General features: G+C 69.3%; 13 protein-coding genes. 3 read left to right on the top strand and 10 right to left on the bottom strand.

Features of this window, described 5'->3' with window-relative positions:
* Nucleotides 1-55 precede the first annotated feature (55 nt).
* From ACYVIO_RS22825 to hisD, 10 genes are all read right to left on the bottom strand, one after another.
* Nucleotides 56-1,360, bottom strand: coding sequence for an ABC transporter substrate-binding protein (locus ACYVIO_RS22825; RefSeq protein WP_460652888.1), 1,305 nt, complete (start codon nt 1,358-1,360; stop codon nt 56-58).
* Nucleotides 1,361-1,399: 39 nt separating this feature from the next.
* Nucleotides 1,400-2,506, bottom strand: a complete 1,107-nt coding sequence (locus tag ACYVIO_RS22820; RefSeq protein WP_460652887.1) for a branched-chain amino acid ABC transporter permease — start codon at nt 2,504-2,506, stop codon at nt 1,400-1,402.
* Nucleotides 2,503-3,390: a branched-chain amino acid ABC transporter permease gene (locus tag ACYVIO_RS22815; RefSeq protein WP_460652886.1), complete on the bottom strand. Its 888-nt coding sequence runs from the start codon at nt 3,388-3,390 to the stop codon at nt 2,503-2,505. Before ACYVIO_RS22815 ends, ACYVIO_RS22820 begins: the two co-directional genes overlap by 4 nt.
* On the bottom strand, nt 3,387-5,216 hold the full coding sequence (locus tag ACYVIO_RS22810) for an AMP-dependent synthetase/ligase (RefSeq protein ID WP_460652885.1): 1,830 nt from the start codon (nt 5,214-5,216) through the stop codon (nt 3,387-3,389). The genes ACYVIO_RS22815 and ACYVIO_RS22810 overlap by 4 nt, the downstream gene beginning before the upstream one ends.
* On the bottom strand, nt 5,213-6,040 hold the full coding sequence (locus ACYVIO_RS22805; protein ID WP_460652884.1) for an ABC transporter ATP-binding protein: 828 nt from the start codon (nt 6,038-6,040) through the stop codon (nt 5,213-5,215). Before ACYVIO_RS22805 ends, ACYVIO_RS22810 begins: the two co-directional genes overlap by 4 nt.
* On the bottom strand, nt 6,037-6,822 hold the full coding sequence (locus tag ACYVIO_RS22800; protein WP_460652883.1) for an ABC transporter ATP-binding protein: 786 nt from the start codon (nt 6,820-6,822) through the stop codon (nt 6,037-6,039). The genes ACYVIO_RS22805 and ACYVIO_RS22800 overlap by 4 nt, the downstream gene beginning before the upstream one ends.
* Before the next feature lie 229 nt (nt 6,823-7,051).
* A complete protein-coding gene (gene hisH, locus ACYVIO_RS22795; protein WP_460652882.1) occupies nt 7,052-7,693 on the bottom strand; it encodes an imidazole glycerol phosphate synthase subunit HisH in 642 nt (213 codons plus the stop codon).
* Nucleotides 7,690-8,289, bottom strand: a complete 600-nt coding sequence (hisB, locus tag ACYVIO_RS22790) for an imidazoleglycerol-phosphate dehydratase HisB (protein ID WP_460652881.1) — start codon at nt 8,287-8,289, stop codon at nt 7,690-7,692. The genes hisH and hisB overlap by 4 nt, the downstream gene beginning before the upstream one ends.
* The gene (locus ACYVIO_RS22785; protein ID WP_460652880.1) at nt 8,286-9,404 is read right to left on the bottom strand and encodes a histidinol-phosphate transaminase; all 1,119 of its coding nucleotides are present in this window, start codon (nt 9,402-9,404) and stop codon (nt 8,286-8,288) included. The genes hisB and ACYVIO_RS22785 overlap by 4 nt, the downstream gene beginning before the upstream one ends.
* A complete protein-coding gene (gene hisD / locus ACYVIO_RS22780) occupies nt 9,404-10,729 on the bottom strand; it encodes a histidinol dehydrogenase (RefSeq protein ID WP_460652879.1) in 1,326 nt (441 codons plus the stop codon). The genes ACYVIO_RS22785 and hisD overlap by 1 nt, the downstream gene beginning before the upstream one ends.
* A gap of 77 nt (nt 10,730-10,806) precedes the next feature.
* Here hisD and ACYVIO_RS22775 point away from each other — a divergent pair, with 77 nt between their 5' ends.
* Genes ACYVIO_RS22775 through ACYVIO_RS22765 form a run of 3 tightly spaced genes read left to right on the top strand, consistent with a single transcriptional unit; the run spans nt 10,807 to nt 12,059 of the window.
* On the top strand, nt 10,807-11,475 hold the full coding sequence (locus ACYVIO_RS22775) for an LON peptidase substrate-binding domain-containing protein (protein WP_460652878.1): 669 nt from the start codon (nt 10,807-10,809) through the stop codon (nt 11,473-11,475).
* A gap of 42 nt (nt 11,476-11,517) precedes the next feature.
* The gene (locus tag ACYVIO_RS22770) at nt 11,518-11,754 is read left to right on the top strand and encodes a ribbon-helix-helix domain-containing protein (RefSeq protein WP_460652877.1); all 237 of its coding nucleotides are present in this window, start codon (nt 11,518-11,520) and stop codon (nt 11,752-11,754) included.
* A complete protein-coding gene (locus tag ACYVIO_RS22765) occupies nt 11,754-12,059 on the top strand; it encodes a type II toxin-antitoxin system PemK/MazF family toxin (RefSeq protein WP_344169623.1) in 306 nt (101 codons plus the stop codon). Before ACYVIO_RS22770 ends, ACYVIO_RS22765 begins: the two co-directional genes overlap by 1 nt.
* Nucleotides 12,060-13,841 lie beyond the last annotated feature (1,782 nt).

Genomic DNA, 13,841 nt, shown 5'->3' with positions numbered 1-13,841 from the left:
CAACTGCCCAACAGCAAGAGAACGAGTGTCAGGCACTCACCGTGACCGCAGCAATCTACTGGTAGCAGGGCTTGGTGAAGTCGTAGCCTTCCGCGGTTTTCCCGGTGAAGAAGTCCTTCTCCACCGCCACGCCCGTCGGTGAGGGCGCGTCGACCTTGGAGATCAGGCTCTGGCGGAAGACGCGGTCGTTGGGCTCGCCGCCGTACTTGCCGGCTTCGGCGGGGAGCATGCCTTCGTAGTCGACCGTGGTGAGGGACTTGACCGCGGCGAGCAGGCCGGCGCGGGTGAGGTCCTTGCTCTCGACAGCCTTCTCCAGCGCGGCCTTCATCGGGTACGACCAGACCCAGCCGGCCGTGTAGCCGTCACTCGGCGCGGCCTTGAACGCGGCGTCGCCGACGGCCTCCCGCAGGGCCTTGTGCCCGGGAGTGTCGGTCCCGTACGGCGCCCACGGTCCCGACTGCCGGTAGAGCGCGGTCATCGCCGGGGCCGCCGGGCTCTTCAGCAGCGCCGGGTTCCAGGTCGGGCTGACCCCGATGAACTGGCCCTTGAAGCCGGCCTGCGCGGCACCGCCGACGATCGTCGCGGCCTCGGTCGGACCGGTGGCGATGACGACCACGTCCGGCTTCGCGGCCATCAGCTTGGTGATCGCGGCGCCCTGGTTCTCCTGACCGGGAGCGGTCGGGATGTCGGTGAAGGTCAGGTTGTTCGCGGTGGCCGCGATCTTCGCCCCGGCCGCCGCGTCGTCGCCGTAGTCGCCCGGGAAGTGGACGGCAGCGACCGACTTGGCCTTGAGCGTCTCCGCGCCGAAGTCGACCGAGTTCATCGACTCGAAGCAGTAGTTCGTCCCCGACTCCAGGATCACGTCCTCGAAGGCCCACGCCGACGTCCAGGACGCCGGTACGGCGATCACGTTGCTGGCCTTGAGGTCGGCCAGGATCGCGGCGGTCGGAGGCGAGCCGAGGGTCTGCGCGAGCCCGAGCACGTTCGGCTTGATCTCGGCGTACACCTCGTTGTGCACCTGCGGGTTGTACTTGTTGTCCTTGGTGTACTTGACCACGTCGACCTCGTAGCCGCCGATCCCGCCGGCGGTGTTGACGCGCTTCCAGAACGCCTTCTGTCCCTCGGTCACCGGCACGCCGAGCGCCTTGAACGGCCCCTCGGTCAGGTCGGAGATGACACCGAGGTAGATGCAGCCTTTGGCCGAGTCCACCGCGCTCGGGCACGGTTCCTTGGTCACCCCGACGTCGAACTTGACGCCCTCGCTGCCCTCCTGCGTCTCGGGTGCGTCGTTGCGGCACCCGGCAACAGCCAGTACGGCGGCCACCAGACCCACCGCGACCGTCCTGCGACTTCTGCTCATCGCTCTCCTCCTCAGCCTCCCCAGCTCCGCCCTGGCGGGTCAGTGCGAGAACGGCCACGACTTCCAGTAGGTGCGGATGCGGATCCAGATCCCGAACAGCCCTCGCGGTTCGAAGATCAGGAAGCCGATGATCAACAGGCCGTAGAGGATCGCCTCGACCTGGAAGACCGTGATGCCCCCGGCGGTGGAACTGCTGCTGACGAACGGCAGCACCGCCGGCAGTTCGCGGGTGACCCGCGGCAACAGCGTGATGAACAGCGCGCCCAGCACCGATCCCGAGATGGTCGCCACGCCGCCGACCAGGATCATCGCGATGTACTGCACCGACAGCGCGAGGTTGAACGACCCCGGCTCGACGAAACCGATCATCACGTACAGCAGCGCCCCCGCGACCCCGGCGTAGAACGACGACACGGCGAAGGCGACCATCTTGTACCGGGTCACGTCGACCCCGATCACCTCGGCGGCCAGGTCCCGGTCGCGGACCGCGGCCAGCGCCCGGCCGATCCGCGAGCGCACCAGGTTCCGGGCCAGGACGCCGAAGATCACCAGCAGCACGAACATCAGCAGGTACAGCTTCTGCGCCTTGGTGAAGAAGGCCCCGTCGACGGCGAACTGCAACCCGAACAGTTCCGGTACGGCGGCCGGCCGCCCGACGCCCACTCCCCCGGTCAGGTCCCGCCAGTGCTTGAACAGGTGCTCCCCGATGAACACCAGCCCGAGCGTCACCACCGCGAGGTACAACCCCCGGAGACGCGCGGCCAACGGCGCGACGATCAGTCCGGCCAACCCGGCCACCAGTCCGGCCGCCAGCAACCAGATCGGTAGCGACGTGATCCCGAAGCCGATCAGCCGCGTGCTCTCCGGATCGCCCGACAGGGCCGCGGCCGTGTACGCCCCGATCGCCAGGAAGAACGCGTGCCCCAGCGACACCTGCCCGGCGTACCCGGTGACGATGTTGAGCCCGATCGCCCCGATCGCGGCGACAAAGGCGGTCGCCAGTACGACGAGCAGATCGTCCTCGAGCATGAACGGCAGCGTGATCGCGGCGACGGCGAGGACCAGCGTCCACCACCGCTTGGCCGGCGTGTTGAGCAACGCCATGTCCTGCCCGTACGAGGTGTAGAGCAGAGGACGCCCTCTCATATCCTCTCCACCTCTCTGGTTCCGAAGAGTCCGTACGGTCTGACCAGCAGGACGAGCAGCATCAGCAGGTACGGCACGACCAGGAAGAAGTCGCCGCCGAAGACCGGGCTGACCGAGCCGCCGTAGTTGCCGACCAGCGCCTCGACCACGCCGATCGACAGCCCCGCGACGACCGCACCGCCGAGTGAGTCGAGGCCGCCGAGGATGATCACCGGCAGCGCCTTGAGCGCGGTCAGCCAGAGGTTCTGCTCGAGGCCGATGCCCGTCGACAGGAACACTCCGGCGAGTCCGGCGAGCATCGCGGCGAGCGCCCAGGACAGGGAGAACACCCGGCCGACCGAGACGCCCTGGGCCTGCGCGACCTCCTGGTCCGACGACGCGGCGCGCATCGCGAGGCCGGTCCGCGACCAGCGGTAGAAGGCGAACAGGGCCGCGACGACGACCAGCGTGGTCACCAGGGTCGCGAGATGCCGCTGGTCGATCGTCACGCTGCCGACCTTCAGTTGCTTCAGGCCCCAAGGATCGCCCATCTGGCGGATGTCGACGCCGATGAACGAGTTGACCACCGTACGGATCACGACGTCGACGCCGAGCGTGATGATCGCGATCACGAACACCGGCTTGCCGATCATCGGCCGCAGCGCCACACGTTCGACGCCGACGCCGAGCAGCCCGGTCAGCAGCAGCGCGATCACGACCGCCAGGAAGAAGTTCATCTGCAGGACGAGATGGCTGACCAGCACGCCACCGGCCATCATGAACGCCGGCTGGGCGAAGCTGATCACCCGCATCGACTTGTAGACGATCACGAACCCGAGGGCCAGCAGCGCGTAGATCGAACCGTTGCCGAGGCCGCGGATCACCGTCGCGAGGAAGTCGTTCACCGGGCACCTCCGCGGTACATCGCCTCGACCAGTTCGCCGTACGCCGAAGTGACGGCGCTGCGTTTCACCTTCTGCGTCGCGGTCAGCTCGCCGTCCTCGTGCTCCAACAGCTTCGGCAGCAGCCGAAACGTCTTTACCTGCTCGACCGTGGCGAACCGTTCGTTGACCTCGTCGACCACGCCCTGCACGAGCTTCAGAACCTCCGGCTTCGAGCTCAGGTCCCGGTACGTCGAGTACGGCAGTCGGTGCTGCTGGGCCCAGTGCCCGACCGTGTCCGGCTCGATCCCGATCAGCGCGGTCAGGTACTTGCGCCCGTCGCCGATCACCACCGCCTCCTTGAGGTACGGCGACGCCTTCAGCGCGTTCTCGATCTCCGAGGGCGCGATGTTCTTGCCGCCCGCGGTGATGATCAGGTCCTTCATCCGGTCGGTGATCCGCAGGTGCGTGCCGTCGACCCACTCGCCGACATCGCCGGTGTGCAGCCAGCCGTCCGGGTCGATCATCCGCGCGGTCGCCTCGGCGTCGTGCCAGTAGCCGGCGAACGTGCCGTCGTGCCGGGTGAGGATCTCGCCGCTGATCTCGTCGATCTTCAGCTCGACGCCCTCGTGGCGTTCGCCGACGGTGCCGAGCTTGACCCGGCCCGGGCGGTTGGCGGTGGCGACGGCGGAGTTCTCGGTCATGCCGTAGACCTCGTGCATCGGCAGGCCGAGGCCCATGAAGAACCGCAGGACCTCGGGCGCGATCGGCGCGGCGCCGGAGGCGGCGTACCGGACCTTGCGGAGGCCGACGCGGTCGAGCAGGGCGCGGTAGCAGATCAGGTAGCCGATGGCGTGGATGATTCTTGACGCTGTGGTGTGCTTGCCGCCGTTGGCTGCTTTGGCGGTGCCGATCCAGTCGGCGCGGCGCAGCCAGTAGCTGCCGACGTACCGCTTGAGCAGGCCGGCGGACTCGATCCGGATCTGGATGCCGGCGGCGATCTTCTCCCAGATGCGTGGGACGCCGAACAGGATGCTCGGCTGGACCTCGTGCAGGTTGGTGGCGACGGTCTCGATCGACTCGGCGAAGTGGACGCAGACGCCGGCGCCCGCGCCGAACCAGCAGCTGAAGACGCGCTCGGCGACGTGGCAGAGCGGGAGGTACGAGAGGACGCTGTCTTTGCTGGACGGCGGCGGGGCGGTGAAGCCGCCTTGTTCGACCAGCTCGCGGATCGCGTAGTCGACGTTCGCGACCGTCAGCATCACGCCCTTGGGTGGGCCGGTGGTTCCTGAGGTGTAGACCAGTGTGGCGACGTCGTCGGGCTGGGTCTGATCCATTCTGGCTTTGACTGCTTGAGGGTTGGCTTCGCGGTGCTCGTGGCCGAGGGCAAGGAAGTCGGGCCAGGCGAGGAGCCGCGGGTCGTCGTACCGGTGTCTGATGCCGCGCGGTTCGAGGTAGACGATGTGCTCGAGGTCGGGCAGCTCGTCGGCGACGGCCAGCGCTTTGTCGACCTGCTCCTGGTCCTCGGCGATCAGCACTCTCGAGCCTGAGTGGCGAAGCAGGTAGGCGACCTCGGCTGTGGGGTTGGTCGGGTAGAGGCCGACCGTGACAGCCCGTACGGCGACCGCACCGACGTCGGTGTAGAGCCATTCGCGACGATTCTCGGAGTGGATCGCGACCCGGTCGCCGGGCTCGATGCCGAGGGCAAGCAGCGCGTGCCCGACGAGCTGAGCGGTGTCCCAGTACTGCGCCCAGCTGACCTGTTGCCAGAGGCCCAGGTCCTTTTCTCTCAAGGCAATGAGGTCTGATGTTTTGTCGGCTCTTTGCCGCACCAAGGCGGCGATCGTCATGGCCGGTCCACGATTCTGTGCTCTTCGCCCAGGTAGGCACGGACCACATCGGGATCGGCCGCGACCTCGCGTGGGCGGCCGGTGCGGATCGGGCGGCCGAAGTCGACGACCATGATCCGGTCGGCGAGATCCATCACCAGGCCCATGTCGTGCTCGACCATCACCATCGGCAGGCCCAGCTCGTCGCGGATGTCGAGGATGAACCGGGCCATGTCCTCGGTCTCCTCCAGGTTCATCCCGGCGACCGGCTCGTCCAGCAGCAGGAGCTTCGGCTCGGCGGCGAGCGCCCGGCCGAGCTCGACGCGTTTCTGTACGCCGTACGGGAGCAGGCCGACCGGCATCCGCCGCCACTGCGCGAGCTCGAGGAAGTCGACGATCTCCTCGACGGCCTCGCGGTTCGCGAGCTCGTTGCGGCGCGCCTTGCCGACCCACGCGAAGGCCGCGAGCACGCCGTACGGGTTGTGATGGTGGCGCCCGAGCATCAGGTTGTCGAGCACGGTGAGGTTGGAGAACAGCTCGATGTTCTGGAACGTCCGGGCGATCCCGAGCCGCGCGATCGCGTGCGGTCTGCGGCCGATCAGCTCCTCGTCGCCGAACCGGACCGAGCCGCGTTGCGGCCGGTAGACGCCGGAGAGCACGTTGAAGATCGAGGTCTTGCCGGCGCCGTTCGGTCCGATGATCGCGAACAGCTCGCCGGGGTCGACGGTGAAGCTGACGCCGTTCAGCGCGGTCACGCCGGAGAACTCCAGCAGGACGTCCTCGAAGGTGAGCACTGGCGGCGGTGCTTTTGCAGCCTTCTCCGGCCGCGTCTCGGTGGCGGTCATGACAACCACCGCTTCCGCCGCCGGTAGTGCTTTACGTCGCGGAACGATCGCGACGAGCCCTCGGCGCCGAGCCCGAGGTAGAACTCCTGCACGTCGCCGTCGGCCAGCAGCTCCGCGGCCGGCTTGTCCATCACCATCGCGCCGTTCTCCAGCACGTACCCGTGCTCGGCGATCGCCAGCGCCATCGCGGCGTTCTGCTCGACCAGCAGCACCGTCGTACCGGCGCGGTTGATGTCGACGATCACGTCGCGGATCTGCTGGACGATCATCGGCGCCAGGCCGAGACTCGGTTCGTCCATCAGCAGGTACTTCGGGTCGGACATCAGCGCGCGCCCGATCGCGAGCATCTGCTGCTCGCCGCCGGACAGGTAGCCGGCGACTTTGCGGCGCCGGTCGGCCAGCACCGGGAACAGGTCGTAGGTCCGGTCCAGGTTGGTCTTCAGCGCGCGCGGCTTGACGTGCCCGCCGATCCGGAGGTTCTCCTCGACGGTCAGCTCGGTGAAGATCCGGCGGCCTTCCATCACCTGTTTGATGCCCAGGGCAGCGATCCGGCTCGGGCCGAGACCGTGCACGGGTTCGCCGTCCAGCGTGATGGTTCCGCGGCTGATCTTTCCGTCGTGCAGGTCGAGCAGGCCGGACAACGCGCGCAGCAGCGTGGACTTGCCGGCGCCGTTCGCGCCGAGCAGCGCGACGATCTTGCCCTGCGGCACCTCGAGGCTGACGCCGCGCAGCACGAGCATCACATCGTCGTAGACGACCTCGAGATTCTTTGCTGCCAGCACGTCCGGCCTCCCGGATCCCCGAAGGTTCCCACCGTCCTGGCGAGTGAGTGTGACAGCACCGATGTCATCTACGGAAGAGGTCCGGCCCGGAAATCGGACCCGGACTACCGAACCGTGATCGGCGCAGGCTGACGCCTGCCGCCCTGGTCAGGAGTCAACCAGGGCAACACCTTGGTACGGCGAAGCGCCCGGACCGGCCCACCTGGGATTCGGTGGGATCCGGCCTTCCTCAGAGCGAGCGGATCCAGTTGGCGAGCAGTTCGGCGCCGGCGTCGCCCGACTTCTCGGGGTGGAACTGGGTCGCGGTCAGCGGCCCGTTCTCGACCGCGGCGACGAACCGGTCCTCGCCGTACGTCGTCCAGGTGACCTTCGGCGTGACCGACTCGCGGGTGTCCTTGAGCGCCCACTCGCGGACGCCGTACGAGTGCACGAAGTAGAACCGCTCCTTGTCGATGCCCTCGAACAGCGTCGTGCCGCCCGGGACGTCGACCGTGTTCCAGCCCATGTGCGGGACGGGCTCGCCGTTGTGCGGCTGGAGGCGCTCGACCGTGCCGGGCCACTGCTCGCAGCCCTCGGTCTCGACGCCGTGTTCGATGCCCTTGGCGAAGAGGATCTGCATGCCGACGCAGATCCCGAGCACCGGCCGACCGCCGGTGAGCCGCCGGTCCACGACGACGTCGCCGCGGACCGCCTTCAACCCCGTCATACAGGCTTCGAACGCCCCGACACCGGGAACCAGCAGGCCGTCAGCGTCGAGCGCCTGCTGATAGTCGGCGGTGACGGTGACGTCTGCACCGACGCGTTGCAGGGCGCGCTCACCGGACCGGATGTTGCCCGAGCCGTAGTCGAGCAGGACGACCTTCTTGCTCACAGGGCGCCTTTGGTGGAAGGGATTCCCGGCTGCCGCGGGTCGAGCTCGGCCGCGTCGCGCAGCGCTCGCGCGAACGCCTTGAACTGCGCCTCGACGATGTGGTGCGGGTCGCGCCCGGACAGCACGCGGATGTGGATGCAGATCGCGGCGTTGAACGCGAGCGTCTCGAACACGTGCTGGGTCAGCGATCCGGCGTAGTCGCCGCCGATGATCGCGTAGACCTGACCGTCGGGCTCACCGGTGTGCACGCAGTACGGCCGGCCGGACAGGTCGACCGTGCAGTGCACGAGCGCCTCGTCCAGCGGCACGGTCGCGTCACCGAACCGGCGGATGCCCTTCTTGTCGCCGAGCGCTTCCTTCAGCGCCTGGCCGATGCCGATCGCGGTGTCCTCGACGGTGTGGTGCGCGTCGATCTCGAGGTCGCCGACCGTGTTCACGTGCAGGTCGAGCAGCGCGTGCTTGGCCAGCGCGTTGAGCATGTGGTCGTAGAAGCCGACGCCGGTGGAGATGTCGGCGCGACCGGTGCCGTCGAGGTCGAGCTCGACCAGCACCTTCGACTCACTCGTCTCCCGGTCGATGCGGGCAGTGCGACTCATGATTGCCTTCCGATGTCGGTCTTGAGCACCTTCTCCAGGGACGCGCGGAACGCGGCCATCTCGGCGGCGGCGCCGATCGAGACCCGCAACCAGCCGTCCGGGCCGGTCTCACGGATCAGTACGCCGTCGTCGAGCAACGCCTGCCAGACCGCGTGCCGGTCGGCGAACGTACCGAAGAGGACGAAGTTCGCGTCCGAGTCGACCGCGCGCAGGCCCTGGGCCCGCAGCCAGTCGACGGTTTCGTCTCGCTCGACCCGCAGCTGGTCGACCCGGCCGAGCAGCTCGTCGGAGTGCCGCAACGCCGCCCGCGCGACCGCCTGGGTCACGGCGGACAGGTGGTACGGCAGCCGGACGATCCGCAGCGCGTCGACCAGTTGCTTGCTCGCGGCAAGGTAACCGACCCGGGCACCCGCCAGCGCGAACGCCTTCGAGGTGGTCCGGGCGACGGCCAGGTTCGGGTACGACGGGAGCAGGCTGGTCGCGCTCGGCGTCCCCGCTCGGCGGAACTCGGCGTACGCCTCGTCGACGACCAGAACGGCTCCGATCGATGCAGTCCGTCCGGCGACCGCCTCGACCAGCTGGATCGGCAGCGCCGTACCGGTCGGGTTGTTCGGAGAGGCGAGCAGCACGACCGACGGGCGGTGGCGCGAGATCGCCGCCAGCGCCTTGCTCTGGTCGAGCGTGAAGTCGTGCGACCGACGGCCGACAACCCAACCGGTGTTGGTGTCGCGGGCGTACTCCGGGTACATCGAGTACGTCGGCGCGAACGACAACGCGGTCCGGCCCGGCCCGCCGAAGGCCTGCAGGAGATGCAGCATGACCTCGTTGGACCCGTTGGCCGCCCAGATCTGCTCGGCGGTCAGCTGAGCGCCGGACTCGCGGCCCAGGTACGCGGCCAGGTCGGCGCGCAGCGCCATGAAGTCGCGATCCGGGTACCGGTTGAGTCCGCGGGCTGCCTCGGCGACCGACGCGGTGATGTCGGCGACGACGGCGTCGCTGGGCGGGTACGGGTTCTCGTTGACGTTGAGCAGGAACGGCACGTCCAGCTGCGGCGCGCCGTACGGCTCGAACGCCTTGAGCTCTTCGCGCAGAGGCAGCCCGTCGAAGCGGCCCATCAGTTGTCCTCAGGGAAGCGTGCGGACACGGCGGCGCCGTGGGCCGGCAGGTCCTCCGCGTTCGCGAGCGCGAGCACGTGGCCGGCGACCTCCTGCAGGGCGTCGCGGCTGTAGTTGATCACGTGCACGGCCTTCAGGAAGCTGCGCACCGACAGACCGGACGAGTGGCACGCGCAACCCGCGGTGGGGAGCACGTGGTTCGACCCGGCGCAGTAGTCGCCCAGCGACACCGGCGACCATCCACCGACGAAGATCGCGCCCGCGTTGTTGATCAGCGCAGCCCGCTCCTCGGCGTCCTCGGTCTGGATCTCCAGGTGCTCAGCGGCGTACGCGTCAACCAGCACGGTCCCCTGGTCGAGATCGTCCACCAGCACGATGGCGGACTGCTGCCCACCCAGCGCCTCGGTCACCCGCTCCGCGTGCTTGGTCTTGGCAACCTGCACCGGCAGCTCGGCCTCGACCGCAGCCGCCAGCGACTCGCTCGGCGTCACCAGCACACTGGCCGCCATCGGGTCGTGCTCGGCCTGACTGATCAGATCCGCGGCAACGTGCACCGGGTCAGCCGTCCCGTCAGCCAGTACGGCGATCTCCGTCGGCCCGGCCTCGGAGTCGATCCCGACCTGCCCGAGCAGGAACCGCTTCGCGGCAACGACATAGATGTTGCCCGGACCCGTGATCAGGTTGACCTTGCGGCATCCGTCGAACCCGTACGCGAACCCGGCGATCGCCTGCGCGCCGCCCATCGCGTACACCTCGTCGATCCCGAGCATCGCGCACACCGCGAGCACGGTCGGGTGCGGCAGTCCCCCGAATTCCTTCTGCGGAGGCGATGCGACAGCAAGCGAGGGCACGCCGGCGACCTGCGCCGGTACGACGTTCATGACGACGCTGGAGGCGAGCGGCGCACGGCCGCCCGGGACGTACAGCCCGACGCGCTGCACCGGCACGAGCCGCTGCGTGACCCGCCCACCCGGCGCGGGCTCGGACGCGACGTCGCCGCCGAGCTCGTCCTGGCTGACCTCACGCACCCGGCGGATCGACTCCTCGAAGGCAAGGCGCACCGTCGGGTCGAGCCCTTCCAGCGCGGTCTTCAGCGCCTCGGCCGGCACCCGCACGTCGTCGACGCGGACCTGGTCGAACTTCTCGCCGTACTCCCTGATCGCCTCGAGACCACGATGCCGGACGTCCAGACAGATCGGTCGGACGACGTCGAGAGCCTTCTCGACGTCGAACACGGCTCGGGGCACCAGGGCGTGAACTTCGGCAGGGAGATCGTAAAGCTCTCCGGCCGCCACTCGGCCCCGCAGGTCGACGCGGCGAATCATGGCCCCAGTCTAGTGGTCACACCAGTTGTCCCGTGGTTCGGCGTACAACCTGTGGATGGTTGCCCTAGGCTCGACGTATGGACTCTCGGCTGCCGCTGCTCACCGTCGAGACGGTGATCTTTCCGGGGCTGGTGCTCCCTTTGCCGATCACGGACGCCCAGGGGCGTTCGGTGATCCGTGACCTGGTCGAGAACGGCGGCGAGATGGTCTGCGGCGCGATCGCCGTCCGGGACGGGTACGAACTGGGTGACCGGGTCTTCCGCTCGCTGTACGGAACCGGCTGCGCGGCCACCATCTCCGAGATCACCATCGACGCGGACGACGACGGCCCGGTCGAGGTCACGCTGACCGGCAACCGCCGCTTCAAGGTCGACGAGCTGGACAGCGGCGGCGACTATCTGGTCGCGGACGTCGAGTGGCTGGAGGAGGAGCTCGGCGACGACCCGCTCGGTACGGCGACGATCGCCGTCGAACGCTTCCGCCGGTACGCCGCCGCCGTCACCGAGATCTCCCGCCCCGGCCTGCACATCGGCTCGCTGCCGGACGACCCCGGCACCCTGTCGTACCTGATGTCGGCCGCCACCACCCTGCTCACCCCCGAACGCCAGAAACTCCTCGAGGCCCCCGACACCACCACCCGCCTGGCCCACCTGATCGGCCTCCTCGACGCCGAGCTCATCGCGATCAAGGCCATCCCGTCGCTGCCCGACACGGACATGTCCTGGTCCACCATGAACCCGAACTAGCTGTCCATACCAGGTTGAATCCCACGATGGTATCGTCGTGGTATGAGCAAACAGATCACCGTGCGTCTTCCGGACGAGTTGGTCGACTTCATGGACCGCCTCGTCGATGACAACAAGGCACCCTCCCGAGCGTCGGTCGTAGCCCGGGCGATGGAACGCGAGCGCCGCCGCGACTTGGCCGCCCGCGACCTCGCCCTGCTCGCCGAGTACGGCGAACCCACCGACCTCGACGGCCTGGCCGCGACCGCCGGCGGAACCGTACTCACCGACCTCGACTGATGCGCCCGATCCACATCGCCCGCCTAGACAAACCCCGCCCGGTGGTAGTCCTCACCCGGGAACTCATCCGCCCCCGCCTCACCAACGTGACGGTAGCCCCCATCACCAGCACCATCCGAGGCCTCTCGACCGAAGTCCTCGTAGGCCCCCAGAACGGTTTGGACCACCCCAGCGCCATCAGCTGCGACAACATCCAAACCATCCCCAAACTCCAACTAGGCCGCCTAATCGGCTACGTCCTCCCCGACCAGGAACCATCCCTAGCCGAAGCCATAACCCTGGCCTTCGACCTGGAACTCCTGTGAGCCTCTGCGCCCAGGCGCTGTCCCTCGCTACCTCACGCTGAATCCCCGCGTGAACCCGCCTGCCCCACCGCGCTGAATCCCCGCGTGAACCCGCATGCCCCGCCGCGCTGAATCCCCGCGTGAACCCGCATGCCCGACCGCGTGAACCCGCCTGCCCCACCGCGCTGAACCTCCGCGTGGACCCGCCTGCCCAACGCGCTGAACTCCGCGCGGATCACGCACGAATCCCCGCGCCACCACCAACCTCAACCCCATCACCACCCCAGGCGTCATCCACCCGAGCGCCACCACCTGACGCCACCGAGGCCAGCCCGAGCAGCACACGCTCCCCAGCTCCCGGCCACCCCAGGCTCAGCCCTCCCCGTCGCAACGAGCCGAGCACACCTCGGCCCCGCAGCAGCACCACCCCAACCGGATAGCACCCGCGCGCAGCCTCGCCGACGCCCCGGCCCCCTTCCCACTCCGCACCACGACAACCCCGTACGAGTCCACAACGTGGCATGCCCGCACCCGGTGATCCGGCAGAGCAAGCATCCTGCCCACAGCAATCCCGGTCTCCGCCGGCAACAGCCCGAGCCCCCGCACGCCACCCGCCGTACGAGTCGTTGCTCGCCTTCCAACGAACTGACAGCCACAACAGCCACCGAGCACCCGGCGGCAACATGCATCGGCGAACTCGCCCGTAGGCGCCCGCGCGGTGATGCCCGCGCGCCGGTGGCCGCGCGGTGCTGCCCGCGTGACAGTGCCCACGTGCCGGTGCTCGCGTGCCGGTGGCCCCGCGGAGCTGCTCGTGTGTGCCGCATGCTGGCGCCCGTCCGGTCGTGCTCGGTGCTGCTGCTCGCATGCTGGGGCTCGCGTGCCGGAGCCCGCGTGCCGGTGCGCGCGCTGTGCTCGCGTGGTGCTGCTCGCATTGCGGCGACCACGCGGCCACGCTCGCCCGGCGGTGCCCGCGTGATGGTGCGGTGGTGGCTGCGTGGTGCTGCTCGCGCGGTGGGTCCCCGCGTGCTGGTGCTCAAGTGGCGCTGCTCGCGTGCCGGTGGCCGCGTGCTGGCGCCCGCCCGGTGGTGCTCAGTGCTGCTACTCGCATGCTGGCGCCCGCGTGCCGGAGCCTGCATGGCCGGTGGCCGTGCGGTGCTGCTCGCGTGTTGGCGCCCGCCCGGCGGTGCCCGCGTGCTGGCGCCCGCTCCGGTGCCCACGCGGTGCTGCTCGCGTGCCGGTGCCCAGGCGGTGCTGCTCGCGTGGTGGTCCCCGCGCGGCGGTGTGCCCACGTGGTGCTGCTCGCGTGGCGGTGCCCGCGTCCCGGTGCCCGCATGCCGGTAACCGCGCGGTGCTGCTCGCATGCTGGCGCTCGCGTGGCGGTGCCCGTGTGCCGGAGCCCGCGCGGTTCTCACGCGGTGCTGCTCGCGTCGCGGCGACCACGCGGCCTCGCTTGCCCGGCGATGCCCGCGTGCTGGCGCCCGCGCGCCAGTGGTCCCCGCGCGGCGGTGCCCACGTAGCGGTGGCCGCGTGCCGGTTCCCGCGCCGGTGCAGCCCGCGTGCAGGTGCCCGCGCAGCGCTGCCCCGCGTTCTGGTGGCCGCGCGCCGGTGCCCACGTGCCGGTGGCCGCGCGCCGGTGCCCACGTGCCGGTGGCCGCGCGCCGGTGCTCGCGTGGTGGTGCTCGCGTGGTGGTGCTCGCGTGGTGGTGCTCGCGTGGTGGTGCTCGCGTGGTGGTGCTCGCGTGGTGGTGCTCGCGTGGTGGTGCTCGCGTGGTGGTGCTCGCGTGGTGGTGCTCGCGTGGTGGT

Source organism: Kribbella endophytica (assembly GCF_054781295.1).
This window is presented reverse-complemented; position numbering and strand designations above follow the sequence as displayed.

Bases quoted from the DNA above. Each gene is read 5' to 3' on its own strand.
- ACYVIO_RS22825 (WP_460652888.1), bottom strand. From the start codon at position 1,360: ATGAGCAGAAGTCGCAGGACGGTCGCGGTGGGTCTGGTGGCCGCCGTA.
- ACYVIO_RS22820 (WP_460652887.1), bottom strand. From the start codon at position 2,506: ATGAGAGGGCGTCCTCTGCTCTACACCTCGTACGGGCAGGACATGGCG.
- ACYVIO_RS22810 (WP_460652885.1), bottom strand. From the start codon at position 5,216: ATGACGATCGCCGCCTTGGTGCGGCAAAGAGCCGACAAAACATCAGAC.
- ACYVIO_RS22805 (WP_460652884.1), bottom strand. From the start codon at position 6,040: ATGACCGCCACCGAGACGCGGCCGGAGAAGGCTGCAAAAGCACCGCCG.
- hisB (WP_460652881.1), bottom strand. From the start codon at position 8,289: ATGAGTCGCACTGCCCGCATCGACCGGGAGACGAGTGAGTCGAAGGTG.
- ACYVIO_RS22785 (WP_460652880.1), bottom strand. From the start codon at position 9,404: ATGGGCCGCTTCGACGGGCTGCCTCTGCGCGAAGAGCTCAAGGCGTTC.
- hisD (WP_460652879.1), bottom strand. From the start codon at position 10,729: ATGATTCGCCGCGTCGACCTGCGGGGCCGAGTGGCGGCCGGAGAGCTT.
- ACYVIO_RS22775 (WP_460652878.1), top strand. From the start codon at position 10,807: ATGGACTCTCGGCTGCCGCTGCTCACCGTCGAGACGGTGATCTTTCCG.
- ACYVIO_RS22770 (WP_460652877.1), top strand. From the start codon at position 11,518: ATGAGCAAACAGATCACCGTGCGTCTTCCGGACGAGTTGGTCGACTTC.
- ACYVIO_RS22765 (WP_344169623.1), top strand. From the start codon at position 11,754: ATGCGCCCGATCCACATCGCCCGCCTAGACAAACCCCGCCCGGTGGTA.